The following is a 26,995-nucleotide window of genomic DNA, read 5'->3' on the forward strand; positions in this document are numbered from 1 at the left end:
AACTCGCATGGGGGTCTCCTTGTTGTATGGGGACTCGTCAGATGACGAAGATGGATGAACCGGTGGTCTTGCGCGACTCCAGGTCCCGGTGGGCTTGCGCGGCGTCGGGCAGCGCGTAGCGTTGGTTGATGTCGATGCGGATGCGCCCGGCAGCCACGTGACCGAAGATCTCGCCGGCCAGCTCGGCCTTCTCGGCCGGGTCGGCGATGTAGTCGGCCAGCGCCGGGCGCGTCAGGAACAACGAGCCCTTGCGCGCCAGGATCTGCGGATCGAACGGCGGAATAGTGCCGCTGGCCGTGCCCACGCACACCATCAGGCCGCGGCGCTTGAGTGAATCGAGCGACGCCATGAAGGTGCTCTTGCCCACGCTGTCGAACACCACGTTCACGCCAACGCCATTGGTCAACTCGCGCACCCGCTTGGCGACATCCTCGTGGCTGTAGTTGATGGTGTGGTCACAGCCATGGGCGCGCGCGACTTCTGCCTTCTCGCCGGTGGAAACGGTGCCGATCACGGTCAGGCCCAGCAGCTTGGCCCATTGCGAGACGATCAGGCCCACGCCGCCGGCAGCGGCGTGCAGCAGCACGGTGTCGCCGGCCTTGAAGGGGTGGATCCGGCGCATCAGGTAGGCCGAGGTCAGGCCGCGCATGGTCATCGCAGCGGCGGTCTCAAAGGCGATGCCGTCCGGCAGCTTGATCAACGGCGCGGCCGAGATCAGGCGCTCGGTGCTGTAGGCTCCCAGCGTGTTGATGAAACCGGTGTAGGTGACGCGGTCACCGACGACCACGTTCGTCACGCCCTCGCCCACGGCTTGTACGACACCGGCGGCCTCGACGCCCATGCCGTTGGGCAGGGGGATCGGGTAGGTACCGTTGCGGAAATAGGTGTCGGCGTAGTTCAGGCCCACCGCCACGTGGCGCAGGCGCACCTCGCCGGGGCCGGGCTCGAAGACATCAATGTCTTCAAGCCGCAGAACTTCGGGTCCTCCGACGCGGTCGATTCGAATCACTTTCGCCAATGCCATCTCCTGTAGGTAGGGTCTGTGGCCAGCGATTTGCACATGCGGCTATTACGCTGACTACAGGAGAGGTATTCTTGGACCGCGCCCCGATTCGCGCTTGACATTGCGCGCCAGACGTTTGCCATTGACGACATCGGACTGTCATTTTTTTCAGCACGCAGTCAAACCAGAGCTGGCGCAGTGAGCCAACACGCCGACCGGGTGGCCGAATTGCCGCACATCTCGATGCCCCAGGCCAGCGACTTCGAATTGGCCATGGAGAACGCGGCGATGATCGCGGCGCCCCCTCCTCCTATTGCCTTGTGAGCACAGGCAAGAACGTCGTCTGGACGACGTTCTCCACTCAACGAATTCAGCAAGATCAAGGTGGGTACGGAAATCGTCACCGTCCGCGAGCGAAGCCGCGCCGCATCGCCTCGCGACCCGGTAATTGGCTATTGCCAGGGCTCGCCGCTGCGCGCCGAAATCGAAGCCAAAGGCCCAGGCGCGCTCGCGCAAGCGACCGAAGCCGGCGCTGCGGCGAACGCCGCCCGCTTTGGCTCAGGTCCGGTGGAAGGGGACATCCAGGCGCACGTTGCCATCGCAACTGCCTGATCGTCGAGCACCGATCCCGGCGGTACCAGCTGCTTCGACAACCCTCCGTCCGTGACGCGCGCTCCTAGCCGGCTTCAGAAGTTCGAGCCGTTGTTTCCAATGACCGGTCCCGTTTAGGTTTGTTCCCCGCTGCATTGCGGCCGATCGACACCCTGGGTTGAGGATGTGTTTACGACTTTAGAAATCCGTCTCGAAAATCCAAAGACCCGCAAACCCGCATGGATGCTGGAGCCGTGTTTACGACTTTAATAACCTGTTTACGACTTTAATTGCGCGGAACAAACTCCATGCCGCCCCAAATCCGTCACTCTACAGTGACAGATTTGGCCAGGTTCCTGGGCTTGTCCACATCCGTCCCGCGCGCAACCGCCGTGTGGTACGCCAGCAGCTGCAGCGGCACCACATGCAGCAGCGGGCTCAAGGCACCGTAGTGCTCGGGCATGCGGATGACGTGAACGCCTTCGCTGCTGTCGATGTGGCTGTCGGCATCGGCCAGCACGTACAGCACGCCGCCTCGCGCGCGCACTTCCTGCATATTGCTTTTGAGCTTTTCCAGTAGCGCGTCATTCGGCGCAACGGTCACCACCGGCATGGCGCTGGTCACGAGTGCCAGCGGGCCATGCTTGAGCTCGCCGGCCGGATAGGCCTCGGCGTGGATGTAGCTGATCTCTTTCAGCTTCAAGGCGCCTTCGAGCGCAATCGGGTAATGCAGGCCGCGCCCGAGGAAGAGCGCATTTTCCATCTTGGCAAAATCCTCAGCCCAGCTGATGACCTGCGGCTCCAGCGCCAGCACGGCTTGCAAGGCGGCGGGCAAATGACGCATGGCTTTGAGGTGCGCGGCTTCGTCCTCTTCACTCAGGCGGCCCTTGGCCTGCGCCAGCGCCAGCGTGAGCAGGAAAAGGCCGGCCAGTTGCGTCGTGAAGGCCTTGGTCGAGGCCACGCCGATCTCCACGCCGGCGCGCGTGATGTAGGCGAGCTTGCATTCGCGCACCATGGCCGAGGTGGCCACATTGCAGATGGTCAGTGTCTGCGTCATGCCCAGGCCTTGCGCGTGGCGCAGCGCGGCCAGCGTATCGGCGGTTTCGCCGCTTTGCGTGATGGTGACCACCAGCGTCTTCGGACTGGGCACGGAGTCGCGGTAACGGTATTCGCTGGCCACTTCCACCTGGGTCGGAATTTTCGCAATGGATTCCAGCCAGTACTTGGCCGCGCAGCCGCTGTAGTAGCTGGTGCCGCAGGCCAGGATCAGCACCGAGTCGATGTCCTGGAAGACACGGTAGGCGCCATCGCCAAACAGCTCGGGAACAATGCCCTCCACGCCTTCCAGCGTGTCGGCAATGGCGCGCGGCTGCTCGAAGATTTCCTTTTGCATGTAATGGCGATACGGACCCAGCTCGGCCGCGCCGCTGTGGGCGTGCACGGTTTTGACCTCACGCGCCGCGCGCTGATGCTGGCGGTCAAACACCCAGTACTTGCCGAGTTGAATATCGACCAGGTCGCCCTCCTCCAGGTAGACGATCTGGTCGGTCACGCCCGCCAGCGCCATGGCATCGCTGGCCAGGAAGTTTTCAGAATGGTCTTGGCCCACGCCCAGGATCAGCGGCGAGCCGGCCCGCGCGCCGACCACGCGGTGCGGCTCGTCCTTGCAGAAGGCGGCGATGGCGTAGGCGCCACGCAATTGCGCGACGGCGGCCTTGAGCGCTTCAAACAGATCGCCGTCGTACAGGCTGTCCATCAGGTGCACGATGACCTCGGTATCGGTCTGGCTGTCAAACACATAGCCCTTGGCCTGCAAGGCGGCGCGCAGCTCGTCGTGGTTTTCAATGATGCCGTTGTGCACCAAGGCCACCTTGCCGGGGCGGGCGTTGCTACCCGCGCCGCTGCCGTGGCTGAAATGCGGGTGCGCGTTGTGCACGGCAGGCGCGCCGTGCGTGGCCCAGCGCGTGTGGGCAATGCCGGTGCCGCCTTCCAGGTGTTCCGCGCTGACTTGCGCCTGCAACTCGGCGACGCGCGAGGTGCTGCGGGCGCGCTTCAGGCCATCGGCATGGACCGCCACGCCGCAGGAGTCATAACCGCGGTACTCCAGCCGCTGCAGGCCCTGCACCAGGATGGGAACAATATTTCTCGTAGAGACCGACGCAACGATGCCGCACATAAACAACTCCTGAAAACAATGCTGACGATGCTACTGGGTAGTTGTTTTTCAATGTGATTGATATTTATCAAAAAATGGAATTAAATTTCACCAATATCAATGCATTAAATAAAATTTCATAAATAATCACAGAATGGAACAAATAGACGTAGACGCCATCGATCTCAAGCTGCTGGAAGCCTTGCAGGATGACGCCGCCCTCAGCAACCAGGCCCTGGCGGAACGCGCGCATATTTCACCGCCCACCTGCCTGCGGCGCGTCAAGCGCTTGCGCGATGCCGGATTGATTGAACGTGAAATCGCCCTGCTCAGCCCCGACAAGCTCGCCGCCCTGCTGGGCCATGGCCTGACCGCGCTGGTCGAGATCACGCTGGACCGCCAGGGTGCCGAGCAGCTGGAGGCCTTTGAGGCGCGCGTGGTGCTGGACGATGCCGTGCAGCAGTGCTACCGGGTGTCGCCGGGGCCGGACTTCATCTTGCTGGTGCATGTGGCCGACATGCCACGCTACCTGGCGCTGGCGCAGCGGCTGTTTACCAGCGATGCGAATGTGCGCAACGTCAAGGCCTTCTTCAGCACCAAACGTGCAAAATTCAAACCAAAAGTGCTTCTAGCCCAGTAGCGGCGAGCGCAAGCAGCTATTACATTGATAGCAAATCGCAGGCCGGGCTAGCCCCCTTTGACTCACCCGACCCACGTCATGGCATGCAGGAGCGCTCAGCCCCTGGGCAGTTTGGCCGGGCGCTTCCAGTTGGGCAGGCTGAGCTGCTTGCCGCGCGCCACGCTCAGGGCGCCGGCAGGCGTGTCCTTGGTGATGGTGGAGCCGCCGCCCACGGTGCCGCCCTGCCCAATCGTCACCGGCGCCACCAGCACGCAGTTGCTGCCGATGTGCACGTCGGCCTCGATCACGGTGCGGTGCTTGTTGGCGCCGTCGTAGTTGGCGGTGATGCTGCCCGCGCCGTAGTTGACTCTTTCACCCACGGTGGCATCGCCCAGATAAGCCAGATGGTTGGCCTTGGCGCCCTTGGCCAGCGTCGAATTCTTCACCTCGACAAAGTTGCCGATGTGCACCTCGGCACCCAACTGCGCGCCGGGCCGCAGCCGGGCAAACGGGCCAATCAGCGCGCCCTCGCCGACCTGCACTCCCAGCTTTTCGCCGTCGATATGGGTGAACGGGTGGATGACCGCGCCCGCAGCAATGGCGGCATTGGCAATCACGCAGTTGGCACCCACGCGCACGCCTTCGCCCAGGCTGACCTGGCCCTCAAAAATGCAGTTCACGTCGATCTCGACATCCTGGCCGCAGGTCAGCACACCACGCACATCCAGGCGAGCCGGATCGCCAAGGCGCACGCCCTGCTCCATCAAGGCGGTGGCCTGGCGCAGCTGGTACACGCGCTCCAGCTCGGCCAGCTGCACGGGGCTGTTGACGCCGGCCACCTGTGCAGCATCGGTGATCTGGTGCGCCACCACGGCCATGCCATCGGCGACGGCAAATTTCACGATGTCGGTGAGGTAGTACTCGTTTTGCGCATTCTGGTTGTCGAGCCGGCTCAGCCAGCCACGCAGCAAACGCGTGGGCACGGCCATGATGCCGCTGTAGATTTCGTGGATGGCGCGCTGGGCTTCGCTGGCATCCTTGTGTTCGACGATGGCACGCACCTGCGCCGACGCCCCCGGGCCGGCGCGCACGACGCGGCCGTAGCCCGTGGGGTCGGCCATGTTGAGCGTGAGCAGCGCCAATCGCTGGCCCTCGCACTGCGCCAGCAGGGCCGTCAGGGTGGCGGCCTGGGTCAGCGGCACGTCGCCCGACAGCACCAGCGTGACGCCGTCGTCAGGCAACAAAGGCAGGGCTTGCTGCATCGCGTGGCCGGTTCCCAGCTGCGGCTCCTGGCGCGCAAATTTAACGCTCAAATCGCCCGCAGCGCCCGCCATGCGGCCACAAGCCGCTTCAACTTCCATGGCACCGTGGCCGCAGATCACCACCGCCTGGCGCGCCGAAAGCTGCGCGGCGCAGTCCATCACATGCGCCAGCAGGGCGCGGCCGCCCAAGCGGTGCAATACCTTGGGTAACTTGCTTTTCATCCGCGTGCCTTTGCCTGCGGCCATGATGACGACGTCGATGGGGGTTGCCATGAGGTTTCCTGAATTGGGTTGGTGACTGAAGGGCATCAACGCGCGGACTGGCCTGCGCGGATACCCCCGGATTATCGATGGGCCGGCCATGCTGGTGGCGGCCGGATGACTGCAGGCCTACAGCGCCGTGAAAATCGTCTACAACCGGGCGCCCGAGCTGGCCTTTGACTTGGACGCCGGGGCGGTGTGCGCAGTGAGGGACGATATGCGCCGCAAGCTGTCAGCCCATTTCGGAGCAGCGCATATCAAAAAAGCCAGACGCCAGGCCGCCTTTTCAGGACAGCGCAGCGTCTGGCGTCATGCGCAAGGCATGGCCGCCAAGCAGGACTTCGCCACCCTGATGGGCCGGTTCCCGTCGCCCGCCAAAGAGGCCTGCCTGAAGTGTGCAGCACCGCCGCTGACAGGCCGGCGGGAAACGGCAGGCCGGCGCCCCGATTTACCAGGAGTACGCCACACCCAGGCCAAGGCTGGTGCTCTTGCTGATGCCGTTGACGGTGGAAACCGAGGCCTTGACCACCGCGTTAGGGGTTGCGCGGTAAGAGGCGCCGATCGCCAGGGCGGTCTGGCTCTGGAAGTTGCCGACGCCCACGCCGACTGCGAAGGTCTTGCCTTGGTCAACCTGTGGAATGTTGGCCATGGCCGTGGCACCTGCCACACCCGCCGCGACTTGTTTCAACTGCCGGTTGTTGACCGCGTCAAAGTCGCCGCTGCCGTCTGCCACGCCGCGAACCTGCACCGGCGCTCCGCTAGCCGAGTCCGAGAAGGTGGCGCCATTGTCGCTCAGGGCCAGGCTGCTGGAATGCGTACCGCCCGACAGGGTGGTCTGAGTCTCGGTCACCACCAGACCGTGGGTGTTGCCGATGCCGTTCGTCAGGGTCAGCGAGGCCGTGGACTGGCTGGTAACGCCCTGCGTGATCTTGCCATTGGCATCCACTTTTGCTCCCCAGCCGCCGGAGTTGCCGAGCGCCATCTGGCCATTGGTCGCCTGGTTCGCACCCGCCAGCACCGAAGCGCCCGAGGTCACCATGGTGGTCACCGAGCTGTTGGACGTGTAGACCAGCGTGCCATTGATGTAGGTGTTGCCATTGATCAGCGTGTTGCCTTCCAGGCGGTTGACATACTGCGCACCCGCGATGGTCTGGCGACTCGCAGCGTCCCCGACGCCGTTGAGCTGGGCACTGAGCGTTGCCGGCGTTGCTGACAGGGTCTGGGCATTGCTGTAGGTGGTGAAGCCGCTGGCGCCAGAACTCAGGCTGGCACGGCCATTGGTCACCGAAACGGTGCTATTGCCACCGTAGGCTGTCACCTGTGTCCCAACATTGGTATTGCCAATGGAATTGGTGCTGGCGAAGCTGCTGTTGGTACCGATGTTGTTGACCGTCGCCGCCCCCACAAGACTGGAAACGCCGATGTTGTTGATGGCGCTGTTCAGGCTGGTCATATTGGCCGCGTTGCCGATCGTGACGGCACCGTTGCTGGCGCCAGTGTTGATGTTGGTGGCGGCAGAACCGGTCGTGTTGACATTGGTCACCCCCGTCACGGTCGTCGCACCGTTCAGGGTGCTCACACCGGTCTGGTTCAGCGCACCGTTGTTGTTCAGCGTGCCCGTGTTGTTAACGCCGGCCGTCGTGGTCAGTCCCGTCACGTCCAGGGTGTTGTTCACCGTTGTCGCACCGTTCAGGGTGCTGGTACCAGTCACCGTCAGTGTGCCGCCGACGGTGGTCGCGCTGTTGGCGTTGCCTATGACCGTAGCTGCGTTGCCCGTGGTGTTGATTGCAGTGGCACCCGTGATGGTGGTCGCGCCGTTGAAAGTGCTGGCGCCGGTCTGGTTCAGCGCGCCGGTGTTGTTCAAATCACCGACGTTGCTAACACCAGCCGTCGTGGTCTGCCCCGTCACGTCCAGCGTGCCATTGACCGTCGTCGCACCGTTCAGGGTGCTGGCGCCGGTCACCGTCAGCGTGCCGCCGACCGAAGCATTGCCCGTTGTGGCCAGGGTATTGGTGCCGATGGCTCCGGTGTTGCTCAAATCACCGACATTGGTGAGGCCCATCAGGTTGCTGGTGCCGCCGCTTACAGACAGCGTCCCCGCAACACCGACGTCACCGTTGACAGCCAGATTTCGGCCAACGCCCACATCGTCCGTGGAGATCAGGGTACCCGTGAAAATGTCATTCGAATTATTGATGCTGCCGCTGTTGAGCGTGCCTATGTTTCCGGTCGTGGCCCCCAGGTCGGTGGCGTTCAACGTGGTGAAGTTGCCTGTGCCTCCGGAGACGGTTCCGGTGGTCTGGATCGCACCGCTGCCGGCATTGATTCCGTTCGCGCTGATATTTCCGTTTGTCGCATCGAGCGTGATCTGGTTGGCACCAGTACCTACCGTGGTCGTACCGACCAGCGTGCTTGCTCCATTGATGGTGGTGTCGCCGTTGATGGTGGTTGCGCCGTTGATGGTGGTGGAAATTCCAGTCGCTGTGGAGGTGGCCTGGTAGACGGTTTGTCCAGAAAGATTGAGCTGGATGAACTCGCCGTTGCGCGTCTGGTCTTTGTCGGCGTTAATCACCACGCTGCCATCCTCGTTGGCGAGGACCTGCACGCCAGATGCGGCCTGCGCGGAAAAAACACCGGTAACCAGCGCCGCAATCGCCGCCTGGCGCGCATTGAATTTAAACCGATGACTGATTTTTTGGGGGACGGAGCAGGCTGCGACGGAATCGGATTTATGAATGTCTCGTGGATTATTCATGACATATCTCCGTTGGCTGGCTTTACAAGACGACCTCTTTTTTGATGGACACACAGCCGCTACCGGCTGGCATCAAAAAAATTCGGGTGGGGCCGCTGGTTTCCAGGGTCAGCACCGATTTGTGTAACGTCGGGCCCTTTTTGGCATTGCCAAATTGCTTGCTGGCCACCGTGTCGCAGTTCTGTGGCCAGTACACGATGGCCTCGTAGACGGCGCCGCAGCCGTTGGCCTGGTTGGGCGCAAAGCTGGCGCTGGCGTAGGCCGAAGGTCCATCCCTTGGAGAAATTTCCATCGACAGGCTGGTCAGCCGCTGGTCGGGCTCAGTGGCGTTGCCAAACAGCGCGGCGCTGGAGGGGTTGCCATTGCTGATGAACAGGGCAACCTGGTTGATCCGGCTGGCGCAGGCCAACACGCCACTGGCAACGGCAGCTTGCGTGACGCCACTGACCCCGTTGCTGCCGCCTGAAGCAGGGGCGGGGGCATCGGCGGCGAAAGCGCTGACGCCGGCGACCAGACTACTGAGCGCTAAGGTGAGATTTCTGACTATCGCCATGTTCGTCTCCAGGACTGCAATCCAATGACACCCAACAAGATGTTTCATGGATGTTTCATGTCGACTTCAGTATTTACGATCGGAAACAAACCAGCAGGAAGCAGACCCTCAAATCACATGGAAAAGACCCTAAAACATGATGGGTGTAGACCCTCAAATTAAGGCCTTCTTCTTGCGCCCCGTGAGTTCGTGACATTTGACACGGAATGTGACATTCATTCGTTTTTCACCGGGCCATGCATCGGCCGGCCCATGCGACCTTTCGGCGACGCCAGCATCCAGTCCAGGGGGAGAGAGGAAGAAATGGGTAGCGATGGCGCAGGGCGCCACACCGGAGCCGTCCCGTCAAGACGACATGGCAGATCAGCAAAAGGCGGGCGGGCCGGCAGCCGCCGGGTGTGCTGCCGGGGCGGAGGCTGCGGGTACGAGAGCGCTTTCGGGAACGGTGGTCATGCGCAAATAATCGCGCTCACCGGCGCAATGACTCCCATCGTTGCGCTATGGTTGCGCCATGACCAGCCCCCAAAACGACTTCGCCATTTATTGCTGTGAGCTTTTATCCAGTGTGGGGCCGTGCACGGCCAAACGCATGTTTGGCGGCTTTGGCATCAGCACGGGTGGCCTGAGCATTGCCCTGATTGCCGACCTGGGCAAGGGCGAAAAACTCTGGCTCAAGGCCGACAAGGACACGCGCCATCTGTTTGAAGCGGCCGGCTGCGAGCGCTTTGTCTACAGCGTCACCAGGGACGGGGTGAAGGTGGCCAAAAGCATGAATCACTACAGCGCGCCCGAAGAAGCGATGGAGTCACCGGGACAGATGGCCTCTTGGGCGCGGCTGTCGCTGGACTGCGCCCTGAAAGCGCGCAAGCCCGGCGTCAAGGCACCCCCGACAGCACCTCAAAAACGCCTCAAAAAAGGTTAAGCCTGGCCATCATGACGGTAAGTGCTGGAGCCGTGGGGTGCAGCACTGAACGCCGGCAGCAACTCCGCTTGGGATGAAAACTCGCGCAAGGCCGGGTGGTCCGCGGCATTGACGACTTCGGGAAGCATCATGTGCGTGAACTGCCACGCGACCGCAGCACTGACTCCGGCCTGGTCGATGGTGTCGCTGGCGACCGCCAGCGGCCTGCGATGCAGCTCGGATTCAAGCGCCCCGCAGGCCGCCAACAGCTGCCCGGTCACGCGTGATACCCAGGGCTCGTGCAGCTTCTCGGCAGGCCTGAGGTTTCTTTCATAGATGATCTGAACGCTTTTTTCGCATGCAGCGAGGGCGAGGCCGATCACTCGCAGGGCATGCTGGCGCTCTGAAATGCCTGTGGGCATGAGACTCTTTCGCGGCGCCGCGAGGACTTCGGCGTAATCGAGGATCAGCGTCGAATCCATGAGCACCTCGCCGTCGTCGCAGACCAGCGTTGGCGCCTTGACGACCGGATTGATCTGCTGAAACTGTGCAAACGTGCTGAAGACGGAGATGGACCGGTGCTCGAAGCGCAGGCCGAGAAGTTGCAGCGAGATCGCCACGCGGCGGACATAAGGTGAGTCGAGCATTCCGATGAGTTGCATGATTTTTCCTGTTGAGACTGAAGGCGAAAACGCCAGCTTAACGGCATGCCGCGCTGGTAGCCATGAAACGCTTCAAGGCGGGTTGGATTCCAGCGGCGGCACACCCGGCCGCGTCCGGCCACCAGGAAGTCGGCATACCCTGCGACGCCAACCAGCAGGCGGCCCAGCGCCAGCACGGCCGTCCCCAGTGCCAGGCCCAACTCGCACAGCGGCTGCATCACCGCCGCCTGCCAGCGCGCGGACTGCGGGGCCAGGGCACAGCCAGCCCCGGCAAGGCATGCCTGCAAAACAGACGGCGGCGAGTCCCGCGACGGCAAGCTGCTCAGCGTTTCCATGAGGTGCTCCAGAATTTGCCGTTGAATCCGCCCACCCGGTCACCTTATTCGCAGGTTCGCGGATTGAAAGAGCGCTCCGGCGAGGTGCAACGGGCGCGAGCAGCTACGAAACTGATAGCAAAAGCGGTCGCAAGCCGCGTCATGGCCCGGCCTGCCAGCCCCGGCACACCGACACGCGAAACGGTTTCGCTGCGGCTGGCCCGCGCCGGCTCCCAGCTGAAGTAGGCCGATGGCACATGGCCTATGCCGAAAGACTCCATCACCAGGCTTTCACCAGCCCGCAGGAACAGGCCGTCGCCACGGCTGAGGAAATGGTCGCCGGCGCGCACGCTAAGGTCTTGCCCGGCATTGTTGAAAGTGACCCACACCCGGCCGTGCGCAATGCGCAGCTCGCCGGCCTGGCTGGCATGCAAGGTCAGCGCCCGACCCGCGCCCAGCTTCCAGCAACCGGGCAAGCCTTCAACCCGGCCGGTGGTGGCATCGGTCGCTTGTTGCAGATAGTGATCGCTTGAGTGATGAGACGTTGCGTGGTCCATGGTGTTCTCCAAAAAAGACCTGAAATCAGAAACGAGGCCTGAATGATCGCGCGGCGGGGCTTCCCGGTCCAATGAATTCGCGGTACGCTATTCATTCCATAAACGCATCAATAGCCACACCCCTGTCATGCTGCATTCACAAACCCATTTACGCTCACGGCCGATTTCCGCCGGTCAGTTGCGCGCCTTTGAAGCGGTCGCGCGCCACCTCAACTTCCGCGCCGCCTCCGAAGAACTGGCCCTCACGCAGTCGGCCGTGAGCCGCCAGATCCAGGGGCTGGAAGAAGATGTCGGCGTCAGCCTCTTTCACCGCCACACCCGGGCCGTGGAGCTCACCAGTGCCGGTGGCCTGTTGCTGCGCGCGGTCACGCCCTCGCTGGAGCGCATCGACGGCGCGGTGCGACAAATCCGCCAGAGCGCCGGACGCAAAAGCGTCTCGCTGACCACCTTTGCCTCGTTTGCGTCGATGTGGCTGATTCCGCGGCTGGAGGTTTTCCAGCAGGACAACCCCGACATCGATATCCGGATTGATGCGTCAGACGCGGCGGTTGACCTGGATGTTGCAGACCTGGACCTGGCCCTGCGCTATGCCCCGGCCAACCGTATGCCGCCGCATGCGATCCGGCTGTTCGGCGAGCAGATCACGCCGGTCATCAGCCCCTGGCTGCTCAAAAGCGGGCCGCCCCTCAAGAAGCCCGATGACCTGGCGCAGTTCACGCTGATTGAAGCAGGCGACGCCCACCACACGCACCTGGATTGGCTGAGCTGGCGACGCTGGCTTGATCAGCATGCCGCACCCAAGCTGGAAGCCAAACGCTGGCTCTATTTCAACTACTCCTACCAGATGGTGCAGGCGGCGCTTACCGGCCAGGGCGTGGTGCTGGCACGGCTGCCGCTGATTTCCGAAAGCCTGGCCCTGGGCGATCTGGTGGAGCCCTTGCCGCACATGCGCATGGACTCGCCGATGGACTACTGGCTGATCATAGGCCCGCGCAATGTGGCGCGGCCCGAAGTGATGGCGTTTTGTGAATGGCTCAAGGACCAGGCGGCGCAGACCCGCCAGGCGATTGGTGACGTGCCCGATCCGGACACGCTGGACGGGCTCGATTGAAAACACGCATTCGACGGAGCCGGTCAACGCGCCTCCCGTTGTAGCGTGAACAGGCTCTAGCTAGGGCGCGTTGCGCTTCAACAGCCGGCCGGCATGTGCCTTCACACGGGCTTCACTGTGATCAGCGGCGTCATTGACATAGGCCAGTTCGCCATTGACGAAGACCTTTTCAATGCCTTCAGACAGCGCGATCGGGTCTTCATAGGTAGCCACATCGCGCACCCGGGCCGGGTCCAGCACCACCACGTCGGCATGCCAGCCGGCCTGCAGTTGCCCGCGCTCGTGCAGGCGGAAATTGCGGGCGGAGAGGCCGGTCATCTTGTAGATGGCGGTTTCCAGCGAAAAGAGGTTCTGCTCGCGCCAGTAGCGCGCCAGCACGCGCGGGAAGGCGCCCCACAGCCGCGGATGCGGATGCTGGTCATGCGGCAGGCCGTCCGAGCCGATCATGGTCAGCGGATGCGCAATGACGCGTTTGACATCGTCCTCGTGCATCTGGAAATAGCAGGCGCCGCCGGGCTGCAGGCGGCGGCACACCGTCTTCTGGTCAACACCCCATTCGGCGGCAATGGAGGCCAGCGTGCGTCCCGTCATCTCGGGATGCGGCGTGGACCAGCTCACCAGCACGTCGATCACGCCATCGACCAGGTCCTCGCGCAGCACGGTGGAGCCGGCCATGTAGGGATAGACATCCATGGCCACAGCCTGGCGGCCGGCGAGCGATTCGATCAGCGGCAGGGTTTCCTGCGTGCGCCCCCAGTTGGCCGGGCCGGCACATTTGTGGTGTGAAATGACCAGCGGCACGCCGGCGCGAAAGGCCGTGTCGCCGGCCTCATGCAGCGCTTCGATGATGGCCTGCATTTCGCTGCGCAGGTGCGTCGCGTACACCCCGCCGAAGCGCGAGACCACCTGGGCCAGCCGCACCACTTCTTCCGCGGGCGCGGCAAACGCCTCTTCATAAAAAAGACCCGACGACAGGCCGGTCGCCCCCTCTTCCATGCAGCGCGTGAGCAGGGCGCACATGGCGTCCAGCTCGCTGGCGCTGGCCGCGCGGCTCAGGTCGCCCACGCAGGCAAAACGCAAGGTGGTGTGGCCAATCAGCACCGCCACGTTGACCGCGGGCCGTGCATCCATCACGGCGCGCTCATAACTCTGCACCGAATCAAAGCGGAAGGAGTCGGCGCCGAGCAGGTTCAGCGGCGGCGCGGACTGCTCCACCACGAAAGGCGCCAGCGAAATGCCGCAATTGCCGCCGATCACGGTGGTGATGCCCTGAGACACCTTGGGCAGCATGTCGGGGTGCTTGAGCACGATCGCATCGTCGTGCGTGTGTACATCGACGAAGCCGGGCGTGATGGCCAGGCCGGTGCAATCCACGCAGCTCACCTCCTGCAGCGCCAGGCCTTCAGGCAACTGGTGACGCAGATTCTTGCCGACCGCCGCAATGCGGTCACCGACCAGCAGCACATCGCCGGTCCAGCCACTGGCACCTGTGCCATCAATCACCAGCCCATTCTCTAGCAAAGTAGCTCGCGTCATTTGGCATCGCTTTCGTTGAGTGTGAGTTTGCTTTCGTTGACCGCGGCGGCCGTCCCCCAATCGAGCTTGGGGTAGTGCCGCATGTCCACGCCGCGCGTGCTGAGCACGTCGCGCACGCCGCCCAGTCGCTTGACGGCCAGGTCGCCCAGGCGCTGCGCCACCAGCACCGTGACAATTTCAATCACGGTCAGGTGGACCAGGTAGGCCTCGGTGCCCACATGCATGACCGGATCCTCAGGCACATGGATGCCCAGCACAATGTCGGCATGCCGGGCCAGCTCGGTGCCCTGCTGGGTCAGGGCAATCACCGTGGCGCCCTGCGAGCGGGCCACGTCCACCGCTTCGATCAGCGACGGCATGCCGCCCACGTGCGAAATGGCAAACACCACGCCCTGTTTGCCAATGGTGGCCGCCGACACCAGCTGCAAATGGATGTCCAGGTAGGCGTTGGACACCAGCCCCAGCCGGAACAGCCGGGCCTGCATGTCGGAGGCCATGAAGCTGGAGGTCACGCCCACGCTGTAGCAGTCCACGCGGCTGGCGCGAACGATGGCGTCGGCGGCGGCTTCTACCGCCGCCACGCTGAGCTGGGCCTGCACCCCGCTGACCGCGGTGGCGGCCCCCTTGATGACTTTGGAGATGACCTCCTGCGCGCCGTCATGGAGCTGCACCCGGCGATGCAGGGGCGAACCGCTGACGGCCATTTCCTGCGCCAGCGCCAGCTTGAACTCGCGCAGGCCCGGGTAGCCCAGGTCGCGGCAGGTGCGCATGACGGTGGGCAAGGAGCTGCCCGCGCGCTGCGCCAGCTGCTCAAAGCTCTCATCCAGCACCCGCTGGGGGTCCTGCAGGATCAGCGCCAGCACGTTGCGCCGCGAGGTCGGCGCGCTTGCGATGGCTTCGGCAATTTTGGCTAGAACTTTTGAAGTCATGGGGTGTCAGAAACAGGTCACCAGGGCATCGCACACCGTGTAGCTTTCATCGACCACCGGCATCCAGCGCCATTTGTCAAAGGTGGTGCAAGGGTGTGAAATGCCCAGCGCCACCAGGTCGCCCACCTTGAGCGCCGCATGTTCGGGGCCGGTGCCGCGCAGGTAGGCGTGCTGGTCGTTGAGGGCCGTGATCTTCCAGTCCGATGGCGCGGCCACGGGCGCGGCGCCGGGCGCATTGACCGAGGACAGCGGTATCGGCAGTTCCAGATCGTAGGACAGGTCGCGCCGGCCAACGGCCAGAATGGCCAAGCCCGGCTCGGGGCAGGACTGCACCGTGGCCCAGACCTCGATGGCGGGCTTCAGGCCATCGCTGTCATGCAGGCGGGCATTGACCGAGGCGACCAGGCGCTTGTAGTTGCCGTGGTCATGCGTGATGTAGCAGCCCGAACGCAGCAGGCCGCGCACCGGCCGGGAAAGCTTGGGCGTGAGCCAGCCGCTGACCAAGTCAAAAATCGCCGAGCCGCCGGCGGTCATCAAAACTTCGTCGCCGTCGAACAGGCCTTGCCGGTCGCAGGCCAGGGCGATACCGCAGACGCGCTGCATGAGCGTGTCGGCATACGCCTTGTCCGCTTCCGAATCACCCGTGGCGCCCTGCCCTTCATAGGTCTCGATGCCCACCAGGCGGCAGGCCGGGCTGGCGTGGATGGCGGCGGCAAGGGCCATCGCATTGGCTTCGTTGCGCACGCCCGTGCGCGCGCCCATGACGCCGATCTCCAGCAGCACCTCGAAGGGCGAGACCACCAGGGCGGCATTCGTGCGCGCCCAAGCTTCGATCAGCGCCAGCTGTGCCGGCGAATCCACCAGGAACACGATGCGCAGGCCGGGGTATTCGCGCAGCATGCCCTGGATGCCGGCCAGGTCGATGGCGTTCACCACCTGGTTGGCGATGATGAGGCGCCGGGCGCCGGCAGTGATGCCGGCGCGCATCTGCGCGACCGTGGCAAAGGTCAGGCCCCAGGCGCCTTCGTCGAGCTGACGCTGGAGCAGTTGCGGCGACATCGTCGTCTTGCCATGCGGCGCCATGTCCACGCCCTGGCCTTTGGCAAAGCGCTGCATCCAGCCAAGGTTGTGCCTCATCGCCGATTGCTTGACGACGGCCAGCGGCAGCGGCAGGTCGCCCCTGAGCACGTTCCAGCCCTGCTTGCCCATGTCGGAGCGGCGAACCGGCCCGCTTGTGTGGGGAAAACCCTTGAAGGAGCGATCGATTTCCGGGTCGAGAAGGTCTTGCAAAGTGGTCATGGATGATTCTTTCTTGGTTTATGCCGCCACCAGCGCGATGTCATCGCGGATGCAGGCCTTGAAACGGCCTTGCCCCATGTCGCGCAGCTCGGGGCGGGTGCTGGCGCAGGCCTCGATCGCATGCGGGCAGCGGGTGCGGAACACGCAGCCGGAAGGCGGGTTGACGGGGCTGGGAATGTCGCCCTTGAGCGCGACATGCTCACTTTTCTGCTCGGGGTCGGGCTTGGGCGAGGCGGCCAGCAGGGCCTGGGTGTAGGGGTGCAAGGGCCGCGCAAACAGCTCGGCCGTAGGCGCCACTTCCATCACCCGGCCCAGGTACAGCACCACCACGCGGTCGCACAGGTATTCGACCACGTCGAGGTCGTGCGAGATGAACAGCATGGTCAGCGACAGGCGGTCGCGCAGGTCGCACAGCAGGTTGACCACCTGCGCCTGGATCGAGACATCGAGCGCCGACAGCGGTTCGTCGGCCACGATGAATTCGGGCTCGACCGCCAGAGCGCGGGCCACACCAATGCGCTGGCGCTGGCCGCCCGAAAACTCATGCGGGTAGCGGCTGGCATGTTCGGCGCGCAAGCCGACGAGTTCCAGCAGCTCGGCAATGCGCTTGTTCCTGGCCTCCTTGCCTTTGGCCAGCCCATGCACCTGCAAAGCCTCGCCCAGAATGTCCTTCACGCGCATCTTCGGGTTCAGGCTGGCGTAGGGGTCCTGGAAGATCATCTGCAGCTTGCTGCGCAAGGTGCGCATGCGGGCGCTGGAGGCCGCCCCCAGGTCTTCGCCGCGGTACAGCACCTGGCCCGAGGTGCTTTCGATCAGGCGCAGCAAAGTGCGGCCAATGGTGCTTTTGCCGGAACCCGATTCGCCGACCAGGCCCAGCGTTTCGCCGGCCTGGATGGAAAAGGACACATCGTCCACCGCCCGCACCGGCTTGGCCGGCGCGCCGAAATAGCGGTGCAGTTGTTTGACTTCGATCAGCGGTGCGCTCATGCGATCTCCAATGGAACAGCGGCGGATTCAGGCACCAGGATGCAGCGCGCTGCGCGCTGCGGCCCGGCATTGCGCAAGCCGGGCATGGCTACGCGGCAAGCCGCCATGGCATGGTCGCAGCGCGGCTCAAACGCGCAGCCGGGCGGCGGGGCCAGCGGGCTTGAGACCTGGCCGCGAATGGCGTACAGGCGACGCTTGGCTCCCACTTCACCGGCGGCCAGCTCGCGCTTGCGCTGCTGCGCCGGCAGGCAGGCCAGCAAGCCCTGGGTGTAGGGGTGCTGCGGTGAGGCAAACAAATCTTTCACCGGGGCCGACTCGACAATGCGGCCCGCGTACATCACCGCCACATCATCGGCGTGGTGGGCCACCACCCCCAGGTTGTGCGTGATGAACAGAATGCTCATGCCGGTTTCGTGCTGCAGGCGGCGCATCAGCTCCAGGATCTGCGCCTGGATGGTCACATCCAGCGCCGTGGTCGGTTCGTCGGCAATCAGCAAGGTCGGGTTGCAGGCCATGGCCAGCGCAATCATCACGCGCTGGCGCATGCCGCCCGACAACTGGTGCGGGTACTCGTGCAGGCGCTGCGCCGCGGCCGGGATCTCGACCAGCTCCAGCATGCGCTGGGCATGGGCCAGGGCCGCCGCGCGGTCCAGCCCCATGTGCAGGCGCACCGACTCGGCGATCTGCTCGCCCACCGTGAACACGGGGTTCAGGCTGGTCATGGGCTCCTGGAAAATCATCGCAATTTCATTGCCGCGTATGCGGCGCATGGCCGGTTCGGGCAAGGCCAGCAAATCCAGCGTCTCGCCGGCCCGGTTGGTAAACAAGGCCTGGCCGCTGACCTGGGTGGAGGCGGTGCGGGGCAGCAGGCGCATCAGGGTCAGGCTGGTCACCGATTTGCCGGAGCCGGACTCGCCCACCAGCGCGGTGGTCTTGCCGGGACGGATGCTGAAGCTCACGTCGGCCACCGAGCGGATCAGTCCCTCGTCGGTGTCAAAAAACGTGCTGAGGTGGCGGACATCGAGCCGTGGTGCATTAGCGTTTGAATTCATGGTCGGGGTCTCACATCGACTTCTTGAGCCGGGGGTCCAGCAAATCACGCACGCCGTCACCCAGCAACTGCAGGGACAGCGCGGTCAGGATGATGGCGAGTCCGGGAAACAGCACGATCCAGAGCGCCTCGTGCGCATACTGCTGGCTGCCCGCCACCATGGTGCCCCAGGTCGGGATTTCGGGCGGCACGCCCACGCCCAGGAAGGACAACGCGGCCTCGGCCAGGATGGCATAGGCAAAGATGAACGAGGCCTGCACCAGGATGGGCGACATCAGGTTGGGCAGGATGTGCCGCCACAAGATGCCGGCGGTCGACACGCCGACGGCCCGCGCCGCTTCGACAAACAGCAGCTCGCGCACCACCAGGGTCGAGGCGCGCACCACGCGGGCCACGCGCGGCGAATACACCAGCACCAGCGCCAGCACCACATTGAGCATGGAGGGGCCCAAAATGGCCACCAGCGCAATGGCCAGCAGGATGTCGGGCAAAGACATCATGGCGTCCACCACGCGCATGATGGGTGCATCGAGCCGGCGGAAAAAACCCGCCACCAGGCCAAACAGCGTGCCGAACGCAATCGAGCCCATGGCGGTCAGCGCGGCAATCGTGAGCGAATAGCGGCCGCCAAAGGCGATGCGCGCAAACAGGTCACGCCCGAGTTCGTCGGTGCCCATCAGATGGCTGGCCGTGGGCACCGACAGGCGCTCGCGCACCGCGGTGTCATTCGGGTCGTAGCCAGTGACCACGTTGGCCAGCAGGGCCAGCACCACCACCAGCAGCAGGCAGATGGCGGCAGCCAGCACAATGCGGCGACGGAACAGTTTTTTAAGAACGAGTGGAATTTTCATATAACAGCGCTCAGTCGCTCAGTACTTGACCCGGGGATCGACCACCCGGTACAGCAGGTCGGTCAGGAAATTGATCACCACATAAATCATGGCCACCACCAGCAAGGCGCCCTGGATCACCGGGTAGTCGCGCCGCAGCACGGCGCTCACCACCAGATTGCCGACACCGGGCAGGCCGAACACGGTTTCGGTGACCACCGCGCCGCCAATCAGCAGCGCCACGGTCAAGCCCAGCACCGTGACGATGGGCACCAGCGCATTGCGTAGCGCATGCTTGAGCACCACCACGTTTTCACTCAAGCCCTTGGCGCGGGCCGTGCGCACATAGTCTTCGCCCAGCACATCGAGCATGGAGGCGCGCGTGAAGCGGATGATGAGCGCGGAGTTGAGCACGCCCAGCACGGTCGAAGGCAGCACCAGGTAGTGAATGCGTTCGAGCAGCGTGGCGCCCGGGTCACCGTAGCCCGAGACCGGGAACCAGCCCATGGACACCGAAAAAATCTGCATCAGCACCAGGCCGAACCAGAAGCTGGGAATGCTGGCGCCCAGCATGGCAAAGCCGGTCAGCAGCTGGTCGATGAACTTGCCGCGAAAGACCGCCGAGACAATGCCGCAGGGCACGCCAATCACCGCGGCGATGAAGAGGGACAGCAGCGCCAGCAGGGTCGTGGGTTCGGCCCGCTCCCACAGCGCCTGCGTGACCGGACGCTGCAAAAAAATGGACTGGCCCAGGTTGCCCTGCGACAGCTCCTTGAGCCAGTAGCCGAACTGCACCGGCAGCGGCTTGTCCAGGCCATACTCTTTTTGCACGCGCACAATGTCTTCGGCCGTGGCCTGGTCGCCCAGCAGCACCGTGACGGGGTCACCCGAGGCGGCGCGCGTGAGCACGAACACGAGGACCGCCACCAGCGCCATCACCAGCACCATGCCCATAAGACGCGACAACAAATAACGGGTCATGACAGTTTTTCTTCAGTTAAAGAAGCAACATTAATGTGCGCCGCGCCGGGCCGCCCCAAGCAAGCACGGCCCCCTCGGGGGGCAGCGTAGTACGCGAAGCGACAAGCGTGGGGGTTCAATTTTTCAGACCGGTGTTCCAGAAGAACGGCCAGGTGGACGGCACATAGCCCTGCAGCGCGGGCGAACGGGCCGACAGGCTGTTGAACTTGCCGACGTTGATGTAAGGCACTTCGTCGTACACCGCCTGCTGCACCGCACCCCACAAGGCGCCGCGCTTGGCCGGGTTGGTCTCCTGGTTGAAGGCCGCCAGCGTAGCCTGCTTGGCGGGCGTGTTCCACCAGCCGGGCGCACCGTCACCCAGTTGCGGCGGCGACAGCATGGGCTCGGGGAACTGGCCCGAATGGGTGATGTAGATGTCCCAGAGCTTGGAGTCGTTGCGGCGCTGCACCAGCGTGGCCCAGTCGACCACATTCAGCTCCGCCTTGAAGCCGGCTCGCTTGAGCTGCTCGGCCATGATCAGGGCCATGTTGTAGTGGAAATCGTACTGGCGGCTGGTCAGGATGCGGATGGTCTCGCCCTTGTAGCCGGCCTGTGCCGCCTGGCCCTTGGCCTTGGCCGCATCGCGCTCGTTGTAGCTCGCGGCCCCGGCCGCCGAATAGAAGGGCGTGCCCTTGGGGAAATGGTTGGGCTCGGCCGTGAAGAAGCGCGTGTCGCCAAAACCGGCGGCCAGCATCTCGCCCTCACCAAAACTGGTTTGCACCGCCTTGCGCACCGGCAGGGAGGCCATCACGCCCTCCTTGGTGTTGAACACAAAGTAAGGGAAACCAAACGAGGGCGTCAGGATGGGCACCGTCTTGCCGCCCGATTTCTCCAGGCGACCCAGGGCTTCTGTCGGCAGCAGGTCGGCGAAATGGTATTGGCCGGCGAGCGAGCCTTCGACACGCGTGTTGGCGTTCGGCACGGGAATGAAACGCAACTCCTCCGCCACGGCCGTCTTCTTGCCGCCGTAGCCGCTGGGCGCTTCCTTGCGAGCCGAGTACTGCTCAAAACGGCTCAGCAGCACATACTGGTCGGGACGGCGCTCCTTGAATTTGTAGGGGCCGGTGCCGACGAACTCCTTCAGCGGCGTGGCAATCGACTCCTTGGCCATGATGGCGGCCATGCCGGAAGGCAGGGCCAGCTGCGGCAGCAGCGGCGCGTAGGGGGCCTTGAGCACAATTTCAACACCGTAGCTGCCATTGGCCGTCAAGGCCTCGACGTCCTTGGAGAGCGCCTTGCCGCGCGGCGAGACGTCCATCCAGCGCTTCAGGCTGGCCACCACGTCCTCGGCGTTCAGTTCGCGGCCGTTGTGCAGCTGCACCCCCTTGCGCAAGGTGATGCTGTAGCGCTTGCCGTCGGCCGACACCTTGGGCATGCCCTCGGCCAGCATGGGCACCATGTTCCATTTGGCATCAAAGGTGTAGAGCGGCTCGTACACATGCTGCATGATCGTGCCGACCAGATCGGCGGTCGAGGCCATGGGGTCCAGCGTTTGCGGCTCGGCAATCATGGCCAGGTTGAGGGCCGATTTCGCAGGGGCCTGCGCTTGCGCGCCGATCGGCAGCAGGGCTGCGCCCCCTACCGCGAGTGCCAAAGCCAGCGCATGGCGACGGCTGATCCAGAATTTTTGCAGCATGCCGATCTCCTTAAAAATGAAAGTAATTTTCAAGTTGCAAAGAATATGCCAGCAATAATTTCCGAAAATCAGTGAAAACCCTCGAAATAAACCCTTAAGATGAAAATATATTTCACATTAAGAGGCGTTACTGCATGCCTTTAGGGCGCGCGGCCCGTCACCCGCACCGTGCCGGTGCCTTTCGGCAGTGTTTTCCCGATTTCCCCTTGTTTCATTGACCTTAACCAGGAGTTTTTTATGTCCGCACTCGAGTTTCTTGGCAACCCACCGATCGCCTCCGACCACCAGCCCCGCCCGTTTTCGCCTGCCGTGCGCGCCGGCGATTTCGTCTATGTCTCGGGCCAGGTGCCCGGCGACGAAAAAGGCGAAATCGTGCAGGGCGGCATCGAGGTGCAGACGCGCCAGGTCATGAAAAACATTTCCGCCGCCCTGGCGCTGGCCGGCTGCACGCTGGAAGACGTCTGCAAGACCACCGTGTGGCTGCAGGATGCGCGCGACTTCGGCAGCTTCAACCGGGTTTACATGAGCTACTTTGGCGACGGCAAACCCGCCCGCTCCACCACCGAGGCGCGGCTGATGGTGGATGCGCGGGTCGAGATTGATGTGGTGGCTTACAAGCCGCGTTGAGTATTTTTGGCCGCTAGCCCAATAAATACGGGAACAGGCAGCTATTTAATTAATAGCGTTTAATCTTCACGACCAAGCCGGGTCTCGCCCCGGCGGGCGAGGCACTTTGCTTTTGCTTCGCCAAAAGAAAGTACCCAAAGAAAAGGCGACCCGCAGTCTGGGTCCCTTCGCTGCGCTACGGGCAACTTGCGGTGCTCGAGCCAAGCGGGGTCTCGCTCGAACTCGCCTTCGGCTCAGACAATCGCGAGCCCTGATCCGCTTGGCTCTGCGCTCCTCAGCCCAGCCAGGACGGGTAGGGAAGGAATACCACCCGAAAGAGTTGAAGCTGATCGACGAGAGCCGGGTGGAGCTGATGCGCGACCTGAACGAGTCCATGGCCGAGCTGGAGCGGGAGTCCGGCAAGGTGACGCTGGCCGACCGGCTGAAGAAGTTGGTGGCGCCTATCGTGTCAACAGCGGACTAAGGTGCCGGGCGTTGTTGGTACAGTCTGGTGATGAAAACCAAACGATATTTGCACTCTTTCGCACTTGTGATCGCCGCAATCTGCGTGGCTGTTGTTGGCCTTGCGCCAACAACAGCCTCCGCGCAGGCCGTGACCCCTATGGCATTCGCGGCGCGGCCGACCATACTTGCCCCACAGGGCGCTTTTACCACTTGCGGGATTCGTATTATTGGAGCGGCAGCGATTCCACAGAGCCAGTCGGAGGGAGAGGTGGTCGACGTGACAGTTGCTGTGGATGTAGAGCGGTTTGTTTCGGTCAAGGCAGTCTACAAAATCGGACCGGTGTCTAGTGGGCTTGAAAAGCTTAGGCCTTCTGGGAAAAGAATTGAATGGATTCGCGTCGAGTCTGCTAAACCCTTGACCCCCATTGGTGGACAGTTGCTGCCTGGTGGGGCCGGTGGCTATGACCTTTTCCTTGCCGATTTAAAAGACGGACTAGACTCAATTGACGGACTTTTGCTTTCCAAGAATATCTGGATCAAGTTTAGCGATGGCGATAAGTCCCAGCGTATCTTCTCTGGCCCCATGCAAATGACGGAAGATGTCCGCCAACAGCTGCTCTCATGCCTATCGGTTATCGCAAAAGGCGGCTGAAACCGAGCATCGGACAGACGCGGAAGCGATAGCCCAATAAGCAAGGGTGCGAGCAGCTATAAATTCAATAGCTAAACAGCCGAACTCCGCAAATACGCGCCACGGCGCGTATTTGTTTTGGTATTTGGTTTTTGTTGCCTGCCCCGTCCTGGCTGGGCTGAGCAGCGCAGGAGGGGACGGATAAAAATTTCAGATGTCCGAAGGCGGCGAAGCCGACAAGTTTCTGAAATTTCCGTCCCCTCCGAGCAGCGCAAGGTGCCCGGAGCGCAGCGCAGGGACCCAGACTGCGGGTCGCCTTTCTTTTGGGTACTTTTCTTTGGCGAAGCAAAGAACAAGTGCCTCGCCCGCCGGGGCGAGACCCGGCCTGGTCGTGAAAGCGAATGGCGGTAATTTACGAAACGGCTCAGACAAACTCAATCAAGACGACAAAACCAACTCACACCGGCCAGACCACACCCTTGTCATTAAGGATGGCATCGAGCGGAATATCGTGGGCCTCGGGCTCCAGGTCGGGCAGCCAACCATGGGTATAGCCCAGCCCGACCGTCACCGGTTTGGGTTGCAGCGTCGCCAACGTGCGGTCATAAAAACCGCCGCCGTAGCCCAGCCGGTAACCGCCCGGCCCGTAGCCCACACAGGGCACGAACAGCAGCGTGGGCACAATCATTTCGGTGTCCTTGGGCTTGGGGATGCCGTAGGCGTCCTCTTCCATGGGGCAGCCCGGGTACCAGGCGTGAAAGGTCAGGGTTTTGTTCAGCTTGTCGACGACCGGCAGCCCGATCTTGCGCGGCGACCGGTTTGCTATGCTTTCAGTAGCTAACTGCACCCGTTCCTCGCGGGCTGTACCGCTATTTGATTGAGAATCTTCAGCCAGGATGGCATCTTCCTGCCAGCGGTACAAGGCGGGCAGCGGATCAAACTCGCCCTTGATCGGCCAGTAGGCGCCTATCACCTCGTCGGTCCGGCCCAGCAGCCAGATGCGCATCACACGCTGCAACAAATCGGCCCTCGCCAGGCGGTCGGGCATGTTGAGTCGCGCCTCCACCAGCGCCTTGCGTGTGCTTAATTTGTCCATAATGTCCCGATGCTATACAAATTTCTTTTCAGCGCGGCGCTGCCGGCGGCACTTTCGGCGGCGCTGACTGCCGGCTTTCCGGCACCGGCGGCGGCCCAGAACACGACACCGGGCGCCGGCAGCGCCGGCGACACCCTGCTTCTGGAGATGAACAAGGCCTTCAGGCGCGGCGACAAAACCAGGCTGACGCAACTGCTGCCGCAGGCCAAAGGTCATGCCCTGGAACCCTGGGCCGCCTACTGGGAGCTGAAAGCCCGCCTCGATGAAGCCAGCGCCGAGGAGGTGCAGGACTTCCTCGCCCGCTACGCCGGCAGCTACCAGGAAGACCGCCTGCGCAACGACTGGCTGCTGCTGCTGGGCCAGCGCCGCGACTGGGCCGGCTTTGCCGCCGAATACCCCAACTTCCGCATGAACGACGACAAGGAAGTGCGCTGCTACGCGCTGCTGGTGGAACACCTGAAAAATCCGGCAATGGACGCGCGCCTGGCCGATGAAGTGCGCAAGAACTGGCTGTCGCAGCGCGACGCCGACGATGGTTGCACCGCCGCCGCCGAACGCATGGTGGGCGCGAAAAACCTCATGCCGCAGGATGTCTGGCAAAAGGCCCGCCTGGCCACCGAGGCCAACCGCCCGCGCGCCGCGCGCGATGCGGTGGCCATCATCGCCCCCGAGGCCGTGAACATGGTGAGCGAGCTCAACAGCAGCGCCATCAAGTTCCTCTCGGGCAAACGCGTGGCCGTCAGCAAGGTGCGCCGGGAAATCATCACGCTGGCGCTGATCAAGCTGGCCACGGGTGATCCGGAAGGCGCCGCCTTCCAGCTCGACAACAAATGGGGCATGCAGATGAGCACCGAAGAGCGCAACTGGCTCTGGGGCGTGATTGGCAAACAGGCCGCCACGCGCCTGGGCACGGTGCCGGCCGGCGACGCGCTGCAATACTTTGCCAAGGTCACCCGCGACAGCGACCTGACCGACGACATGCTGGCCTGGAAAGCCCGCGCCGCCCTGCGCGCAGGCCTCCAGCCCGACTGGCAACAGGTCCTGGCCGCCGTCAACGCCATGAGCGAGGACGCGCGCAGGGACCCGACCTGGAGCTACTGGAAAGCACGTGCGCTGCTGGCCACGGCACCGCCGGACGCCACGCCCCAGGCCGCCGCGGCGGCGGCCAATGCCCAGGGCCCGGCCCAGACCATCAGCATCGCACCGCAGCGCGCCGAGGCGCTGGCGCTGCTGCAGGCCATGGCTTCGCAACGCGGCTTTTACGAGCAGCTGGCGCTGGAAGAGCTGGGCCAGAAGATCACCGTGCCGGCCAGACCCGCCCCCCTGACGCCCGAGGAAAAGGAAGGCGCGCGCCAGAACCCCGGCCTGAACCGCGGCGCCTACGCCATCCTGCTGGGCTTGCGCTCCGAAGGCGTGCGCGAGTGGAACTACAGCACCAACCTGCATAAGAACGGTGGCCCGAACGAGCGCGGCATGAATGACCGCGAGCTGCTGGCCGCCGCCCAGTTCGCCTGCGAGCGCCAGATCTGGGACCGCTGCATCAACACCAGCGAGCGCACCAAAACCGAGATCGATTTCGAGCAGCGTTTTCCCATGCCCTTTCATGACACGGTGATCCAGCGCAGCCAGGGCATCAACCTCGACCCCGCCTACGTCTACGGCCTGATCCGCCAGGAAAGCCGCTTCGTCATGGACGCCCGCTCCGGCGTCGGCGCCTCCGGCCTGATGCAGGTCATGCCGGCCACGGCGCGCTGGACCGCCAAGAAAATCGGCCTGGAGGGTTTCACGCCCGAGCAGCTGGGCGACCGCGAGACCAACATCACGATAGGCACGGCCTACCTCAAGCTGGCGCTGGATGACCTGGGCGGCTCCATGCCCATGGCCGCCGCCGCCTACAACGCCGGACCGGGCCGTCCCCGCACCTGGCGCAACGGACACACGCTGGACGCCGCCATCTGGGCCGAAAACCTGCCCTTCGGCGAAACCCGCGACTACGTGAAGAAAGTGCTGTCCAACACCACCAATTACGCCGCCATCCTGACGGGACAGCCGCAGTCGCTGAAAGCCCGGCTGGGCACGGTGGGCCCACGCGACGCCGTCATGCCCGAGCCCTACAAGGACTTGCCTTAGTTCAGAACGCAGAACGGCTTTCCGTCCCGGCCTGA

At 63.6% G+C, this 26,995-nt stretch carries 25 protein-coding genes; 9 read left to right on the forward strand and 16 right to left on the reverse strand.

Annotation, left to right across the window (positions count from 1 at the left end; translation table 11 throughout):
- Positions 1 to 37: 37 nt before the first annotated feature.
- Positions 38 to 1,024, reverse strand: a complete 987-nt coding sequence (locus PJE01S_RS21540) for a quinone oxidoreductase family protein (RefSeq protein ID WP_377372191.1) — start codon at positions 1,022 to 1,024, stop codon at positions 38 to 40.
- Between the two features lie 177 nt (positions 1,025 to 1,201).
- On the opposite strand from PJE01S_RS21540, the gene PJE01S_RS26225 reads away from it, so the two are divergent.
- Both PJE01S_RS26225 and PJE01S_RS21545 read left to right on the forward strand, forming a co-directional pair.
- A complete protein-coding gene (locus PJE01S_RS26225) occupies positions 1,202 to 1,327 on the forward strand; it encodes a hypothetical protein (RefSeq protein WP_281178634.1) in 126 nt (41 codons plus the stop codon).
- 60 nt (positions 1,328 to 1,387) lie between these two features.
- Positions 1,388 to 1,615: a hypothetical protein gene (locus PJE01S_RS21545; protein WP_068835776.1), complete on the forward strand. Its 228-nt coding sequence runs from the start codon at positions 1,388 to 1,390 to the stop codon at positions 1,613 to 1,615.
- Positions 1,616 to 1,919: 304 nt separating this feature from the next.
- Here the strand turns inward: PJE01S_RS21545 and glmS are convergent, their stop codons facing one another.
- A complete protein-coding gene (gene glmS, locus PJE01S_RS21550) occupies positions 1,920 to 3,770 on the reverse strand; it encodes a glutamine--fructose-6-phosphate transaminase (isomerizing) (protein ID WP_068835777.1) in 1,851 nt (616 codons plus the stop codon).
- Between the two features lie 133 nt (positions 3,771 to 3,903).
- On the opposite strand from glmS, the gene PJE01S_RS21555 reads away from it, so the two are divergent.
- Entirely contained in the window at positions 3,904 to 4,389 is a 486-nt protein-coding gene (locus PJE01S_RS21555; protein WP_068835778.1) for an Lrp/AsnC family transcriptional regulator, read from the forward strand.
- 95 nt (positions 4,390 to 4,484) lie between these two features.
- On the opposite strand, the gene glmU is transcribed toward PJE01S_RS21555, so the two are convergent.
- The 3 genes from glmU to PJE01S_RS21570 form a co-directional block, all read right to left on the reverse strand.
- On the reverse strand, positions 4,485 to 5,903 hold the full coding sequence (glmU, locus tag PJE01S_RS21560; RefSeq protein WP_068835779.1) for a bifunctional UDP-N-acetylglucosamine diphosphorylase/glucosamine-1-phosphate N-acetyltransferase GlmU: 1,419 nt from the start codon (positions 5,901 to 5,903) through the stop codon (positions 4,485 to 4,487).
- A 436-nt stretch (positions 5,904 to 6,339) separates the two neighbouring features.
- Positions 6,340 to 8,646, reverse strand: a complete 2,307-nt coding sequence (locus PJE01S_RS21565; protein WP_068835780.1) for a beta strand repeat-containing protein — start codon at positions 8,644 to 8,646, stop codon at positions 6,340 to 6,342.
- A gap of 22 nt (positions 8,647 to 8,668) precedes the next feature.
- On the reverse strand, positions 8,669 to 9,199 hold the full coding sequence (locus tag PJE01S_RS21570) for a hypothetical protein (protein WP_068835781.1): 531 nt from the start codon (positions 9,197 to 9,199) through the stop codon (positions 8,669 to 8,671).
- A 511-nt stretch (positions 9,200 to 9,710) separates the two neighbouring features.
- On the opposite strand from PJE01S_RS21570, the gene PJE01S_RS21575 reads away from it, so the two are divergent.
- Entirely contained in the window at positions 9,711 to 10,121 is a 411-nt protein-coding gene (locus PJE01S_RS21575) for a TfoX/Sxy family protein (RefSeq protein ID WP_068835782.1), read from the forward strand.
- Here the strand turns inward: PJE01S_RS21575 and PJE01S_RS21580 are convergent.
- Both PJE01S_RS21580 and PJE01S_RS21585 read right to left on the reverse strand, forming a co-directional pair.
- Positions 10,118 to 10,762, reverse strand: a complete 645-nt coding sequence (locus PJE01S_RS21580) for a glutathione S-transferase (RefSeq protein WP_068835783.1) — start codon at positions 10,760 to 10,762, stop codon at positions 10,118 to 10,120. The two genes, PJE01S_RS21575 and PJE01S_RS21580, sit on opposite strands and share 4 nt — an antisense overlap.
- A 379-nt stretch (positions 10,763 to 11,141) precedes the next feature.
- Entirely contained in the window at positions 11,142 to 11,633 is a 492-nt protein-coding gene (locus tag PJE01S_RS21585; protein ID WP_068835784.1) for a DUF2917 domain-containing protein, read from the reverse strand.
- A gap of 127 nt (positions 11,634 to 11,760) precedes the next feature.
- On the opposite strand from PJE01S_RS21585, the gene PJE01S_RS21590 reads away from it, so the two are divergent.
- The gene (locus PJE01S_RS21590; RefSeq protein WP_068835785.1) at positions 11,761 to 12,744 is read left to right on the forward strand and encodes a LysR substrate-binding domain-containing protein; all 984 of its coding nucleotides are present in this window, start codon (positions 11,761 to 11,763) and stop codon (positions 12,742 to 12,744) included.
- A 60-nt stretch (positions 12,745 to 12,804) separates the two neighbouring features.
- On the opposite strand, the gene PJE01S_RS21595 is transcribed toward PJE01S_RS21590, so the two are convergent.
- The 8 genes from PJE01S_RS21595 to PJE01S_RS21630 form a co-directional block, all read right to left on the reverse strand.
- A complete protein-coding gene (locus PJE01S_RS21595; protein ID WP_068835786.1) occupies positions 12,805 to 14,280 on the reverse strand; it encodes an N-acyl-D-amino-acid deacylase family protein in 1,476 nt (491 codons plus the stop codon).
- The gene (locus tag PJE01S_RS21600; protein ID WP_068835787.1) at positions 14,277 to 15,209 is read right to left on the reverse strand and encodes a MurR/RpiR family transcriptional regulator; all 933 of its coding nucleotides are present in this window, start codon (positions 15,207 to 15,209) and stop codon (positions 14,277 to 14,279) included. Before PJE01S_RS21600 ends, PJE01S_RS21595 begins: the two co-directional genes overlap by 4 nt.
- Before the next feature lie 6 nt (positions 15,210 to 15,215).
- On the reverse strand, positions 15,216 to 16,508 hold the full coding sequence (locus PJE01S_RS21605) for an alanine racemase (RefSeq protein WP_068835788.1): 1,293 nt from the start codon (positions 16,506 to 16,508) through the stop codon (positions 15,216 to 15,218).
- Positions 16,509 to 16,526: 18 nt separating this feature from the next.
- Positions 16,527 to 17,495 carry an ABC transporter ATP-binding protein gene (locus PJE01S_RS21610; RefSeq protein WP_068835789.1) on the reverse strand — a complete coding sequence of 323 codons (969 nt, stop codon included), beginning with the start codon at positions 17,493 to 17,495 and terminating at the stop codon, positions 16,527 to 16,529.
- Positions 17,492 to 18,547, reverse strand: a complete 1,056-nt coding sequence (locus PJE01S_RS21615; RefSeq protein ID WP_068835790.1) for an ABC transporter ATP-binding protein — start codon at positions 18,545 to 18,547, stop codon at positions 17,492 to 17,494. Before PJE01S_RS21615 ends, PJE01S_RS21610 begins: the two co-directional genes overlap by 4 nt.
- 10 nt (positions 18,548 to 18,557) lie before the next feature.
- Positions 18,558 to 19,397, reverse strand: a complete 840-nt coding sequence (locus tag PJE01S_RS21620; protein WP_068835791.1) for an ABC transporter permease — start codon at positions 19,395 to 19,397, stop codon at positions 18,558 to 18,560.
- Positions 19,398 to 19,415: 18 nt separating this feature from the next.
- Complete coding sequence (locus PJE01S_RS21625; protein ID WP_068835792.1) at positions 19,416 to 20,357, reverse strand: ABC transporter permease; 942 nt, start codon at positions 20,355 to 20,357, stop codon at positions 19,416 to 19,418.
- 115 nt (positions 20,358 to 20,472) lie between these two features.
- On the reverse strand, positions 20,473 to 22,032 hold the full coding sequence (locus tag PJE01S_RS21630) for an ABC transporter substrate-binding protein (RefSeq protein WP_068835793.1): 1,560 nt from the start codon (positions 22,030 to 22,032) through the stop codon (positions 20,473 to 20,475).
- Between the two features lie 237 nt (positions 22,033 to 22,269).
- On the opposite strand from PJE01S_RS21630, the gene PJE01S_RS21635 reads away from it, so the two are divergent.
- The 3 genes from PJE01S_RS21635 to PJE01S_RS21640 all read left to right on the forward strand — a co-directional run bounded on the left by PJE01S_RS21635 (position 22,270) and on the right by PJE01S_RS21640 (position 23,755).
- Positions 22,270 to 22,659, forward strand: a complete 390-nt coding sequence (locus tag PJE01S_RS21635) for a RidA family protein (protein WP_068835794.1) — start codon at positions 22,270 to 22,272, stop codon at positions 22,657 to 22,659.
- A 259-nt stretch (positions 22,660 to 22,918) separates the two neighbouring features.
- Complete coding sequence (locus PJE01S_RS25390; RefSeq protein WP_157090434.1) at positions 22,919 to 23,122, forward strand: hypothetical protein; 204 nt, start codon at positions 22,919 to 22,921, stop codon at positions 23,120 to 23,122.
- A gap of 30 nt (positions 23,123 to 23,152) precedes the next feature.
- Positions 23,153 to 23,755 carry a hypothetical protein gene (locus tag PJE01S_RS21640; protein WP_157090435.1) on the forward strand — a complete coding sequence of 201 codons (603 nt, stop codon included), beginning with the start codon at positions 23,153 to 23,155 and terminating at the stop codon, positions 23,753 to 23,755.
- A 436-nt stretch (positions 23,756 to 24,191) separates the two neighbouring features.
- Here the strand turns inward: PJE01S_RS21640 and PJE01S_RS21645 are convergent, their stop codons facing one another.
- Positions 24,192 to 24,830 (reverse strand): 5-formyltetrahydrofolate cyclo-ligase, encoded by a 639-nt coding sequence (locus tag PJE01S_RS21645; protein ID WP_068835796.1) that lies wholly within the window; start codon positions 24,828 to 24,830, stop codon positions 24,192 to 24,194.
- A 9-nt stretch (positions 24,831 to 24,839) separates the two neighbouring features.
- On the opposite strand from PJE01S_RS21645, the gene PJE01S_RS21650 reads away from it, so the two are divergent.
- Complete coding sequence (locus tag PJE01S_RS21650; RefSeq protein WP_068835797.1) at positions 24,840 to 26,960, forward strand: lytic transglycosylase domain-containing protein; 2,121 nt, start codon at positions 24,840 to 24,842, stop codon at positions 26,958 to 26,960.
- Positions 26,961 to 26,995 lie beyond the last annotated feature (35 nt).

Origin of the sequence: Polaromonas jejuensis NBRC 106434, assembly GCF_001598235.1 — a bacterium.
Lineage (GTDB): Bacteria > Pseudomonadota > Gammaproteobacteria > Burkholderiales > Burkholderiaceae_C > Polaromonas > Polaromonas jejuensis.

What these genes read in the sequence shown, in the direction of transcription:
- PJE01S_RS21540 (WP_377372191.1), bottom strand. Translation starts at nt 1,024, where the DNA reads ATGGCATTGGCGAAAGTGATTCGAATCGACCGCGTCGGAGGACCCGAA.
- glmS (WP_068835777.1), bottom strand. Translation starts at nt 3,770, where the DNA reads ATGTGCGGCATCGTTGCGTCGGTCTCTACGAGAAATATTGTTCCCATC.
- PJE01S_RS21555 (WP_068835778.1), top strand. Translation starts at nt 3,904, where the DNA reads ATGGAACAAATAGACGTAGACGCCATCGATCTCAAGCTGCTGGAAGCC.
- glmU (WP_068835779.1), bottom strand. Translation starts at nt 5,903, where the DNA reads ATGGCAACCCCCATCGACGTCGTCATCATGGCCGCAGGCAAAGGCACG.
- PJE01S_RS21565 (WP_068835780.1), bottom strand. Translation starts at nt 8,646, where the DNA reads ATGAATAATCCACGAGACATTCATAAATCCGATTCCGTCGCAGCCTGC.
- PJE01S_RS21570 (WP_068835781.1), bottom strand. Translation starts at nt 9,199, where the DNA reads ATGGCGATAGTCAGAAATCTCACCTTAGCGCTCAGTAGTCTGGTCGCC.
- PJE01S_RS21575 (WP_068835782.1), top strand. Translation starts at nt 9,711, where the DNA reads ATGACCAGCCCCCAAAACGACTTCGCCATTTATTGCTGTGAGCTTTTA.
- PJE01S_RS21580 (WP_068835783.1), bottom strand. Translation starts at nt 10,762, where the DNA reads ATGCAACTCATCGGAATGCTCGACTCACCTTATGTCCGCCGCGTGGCG.
- PJE01S_RS21585 (WP_068835784.1), bottom strand. Translation starts at nt 11,633, where the DNA reads ATGGACCACGCAACGTCTCATCACTCAAGCGATCACTATCTGCAACAA.
- PJE01S_RS21590 (WP_068835785.1), top strand. Translation starts at nt 11,761, where the DNA reads ATGCTGCATTCACAAACCCATTTACGCTCACGGCCGATTTCCGCCGGT.
- PJE01S_RS21595 (WP_068835786.1), bottom strand. Translation starts at nt 14,280, where the DNA reads ATGACGCGAGCTACTTTGCTAGAGAATGGGCTGGTGATTGATGGCACA.
- PJE01S_RS21600 (WP_068835787.1), bottom strand. Translation starts at nt 15,209, where the DNA reads ATGACTTCAAAAGTTCTAGCCAAAATTGCCGAAGCCATCGCAAGCGCG.
- PJE01S_RS21605 (WP_068835788.1), bottom strand. Translation starts at nt 16,508, where the DNA reads ATGACCACTTTGCAAGACCTTCTCGACCCGGAAATCGATCGCTCCTTC.
- PJE01S_RS21610 (WP_068835789.1), bottom strand. Translation starts at nt 17,495, where the DNA reads ATGAGCGCACCGCTGATCGAAGTCAAACAACTGCACCGCTATTTCGGC.
- PJE01S_RS21615 (WP_068835790.1), bottom strand. Translation starts at nt 18,547, where the DNA reads ATGAATTCAAACGCTAATGCACCACGGCTCGATGTCCGCCACCTCAGC.
- PJE01S_RS21620 (WP_068835791.1), bottom strand. Translation starts at nt 19,397, where the DNA reads ATGAAAATTCCACTCGTTCTTAAAAAACTGTTCCGTCGCCGCATTGTG.
- PJE01S_RS21625 (WP_068835792.1), bottom strand. Translation starts at nt 20,357, where the DNA reads ATGACCCGTTATTTGTTGTCGCGTCTTATGGGCATGGTGCTGGTGATG.
- PJE01S_RS21630 (WP_068835793.1), bottom strand. Translation starts at nt 22,032, where the DNA reads ATGCTGCAAAAATTCTGGATCAGCCGTCGCCATGCGCTGGCTTTGGCA.
- PJE01S_RS21635 (WP_068835794.1), top strand. Translation starts at nt 22,270, where the DNA reads ATGTCCGCACTCGAGTTTCTTGGCAACCCACCGATCGCCTCCGACCAC.
- PJE01S_RS21640 (WP_157090435.1), top strand. Translation starts at nt 23,153, where the DNA reads ATGAAAACCAAACGATATTTGCACTCTTTCGCACTTGTGATCGCCGCA.
- PJE01S_RS21645 (WP_068835796.1), bottom strand. Translation starts at nt 24,830, where the DNA reads ATGGACAAATTAAGCACACGCAAGGCGCTGGTGGAGGCGCGACTCAAC.
- PJE01S_RS21650 (WP_068835797.1), top strand. Translation starts at nt 24,840, where the DNA reads ATGCTATACAAATTTCTTTTCAGCGCGGCGCTGCCGGCGGCACTTTCG.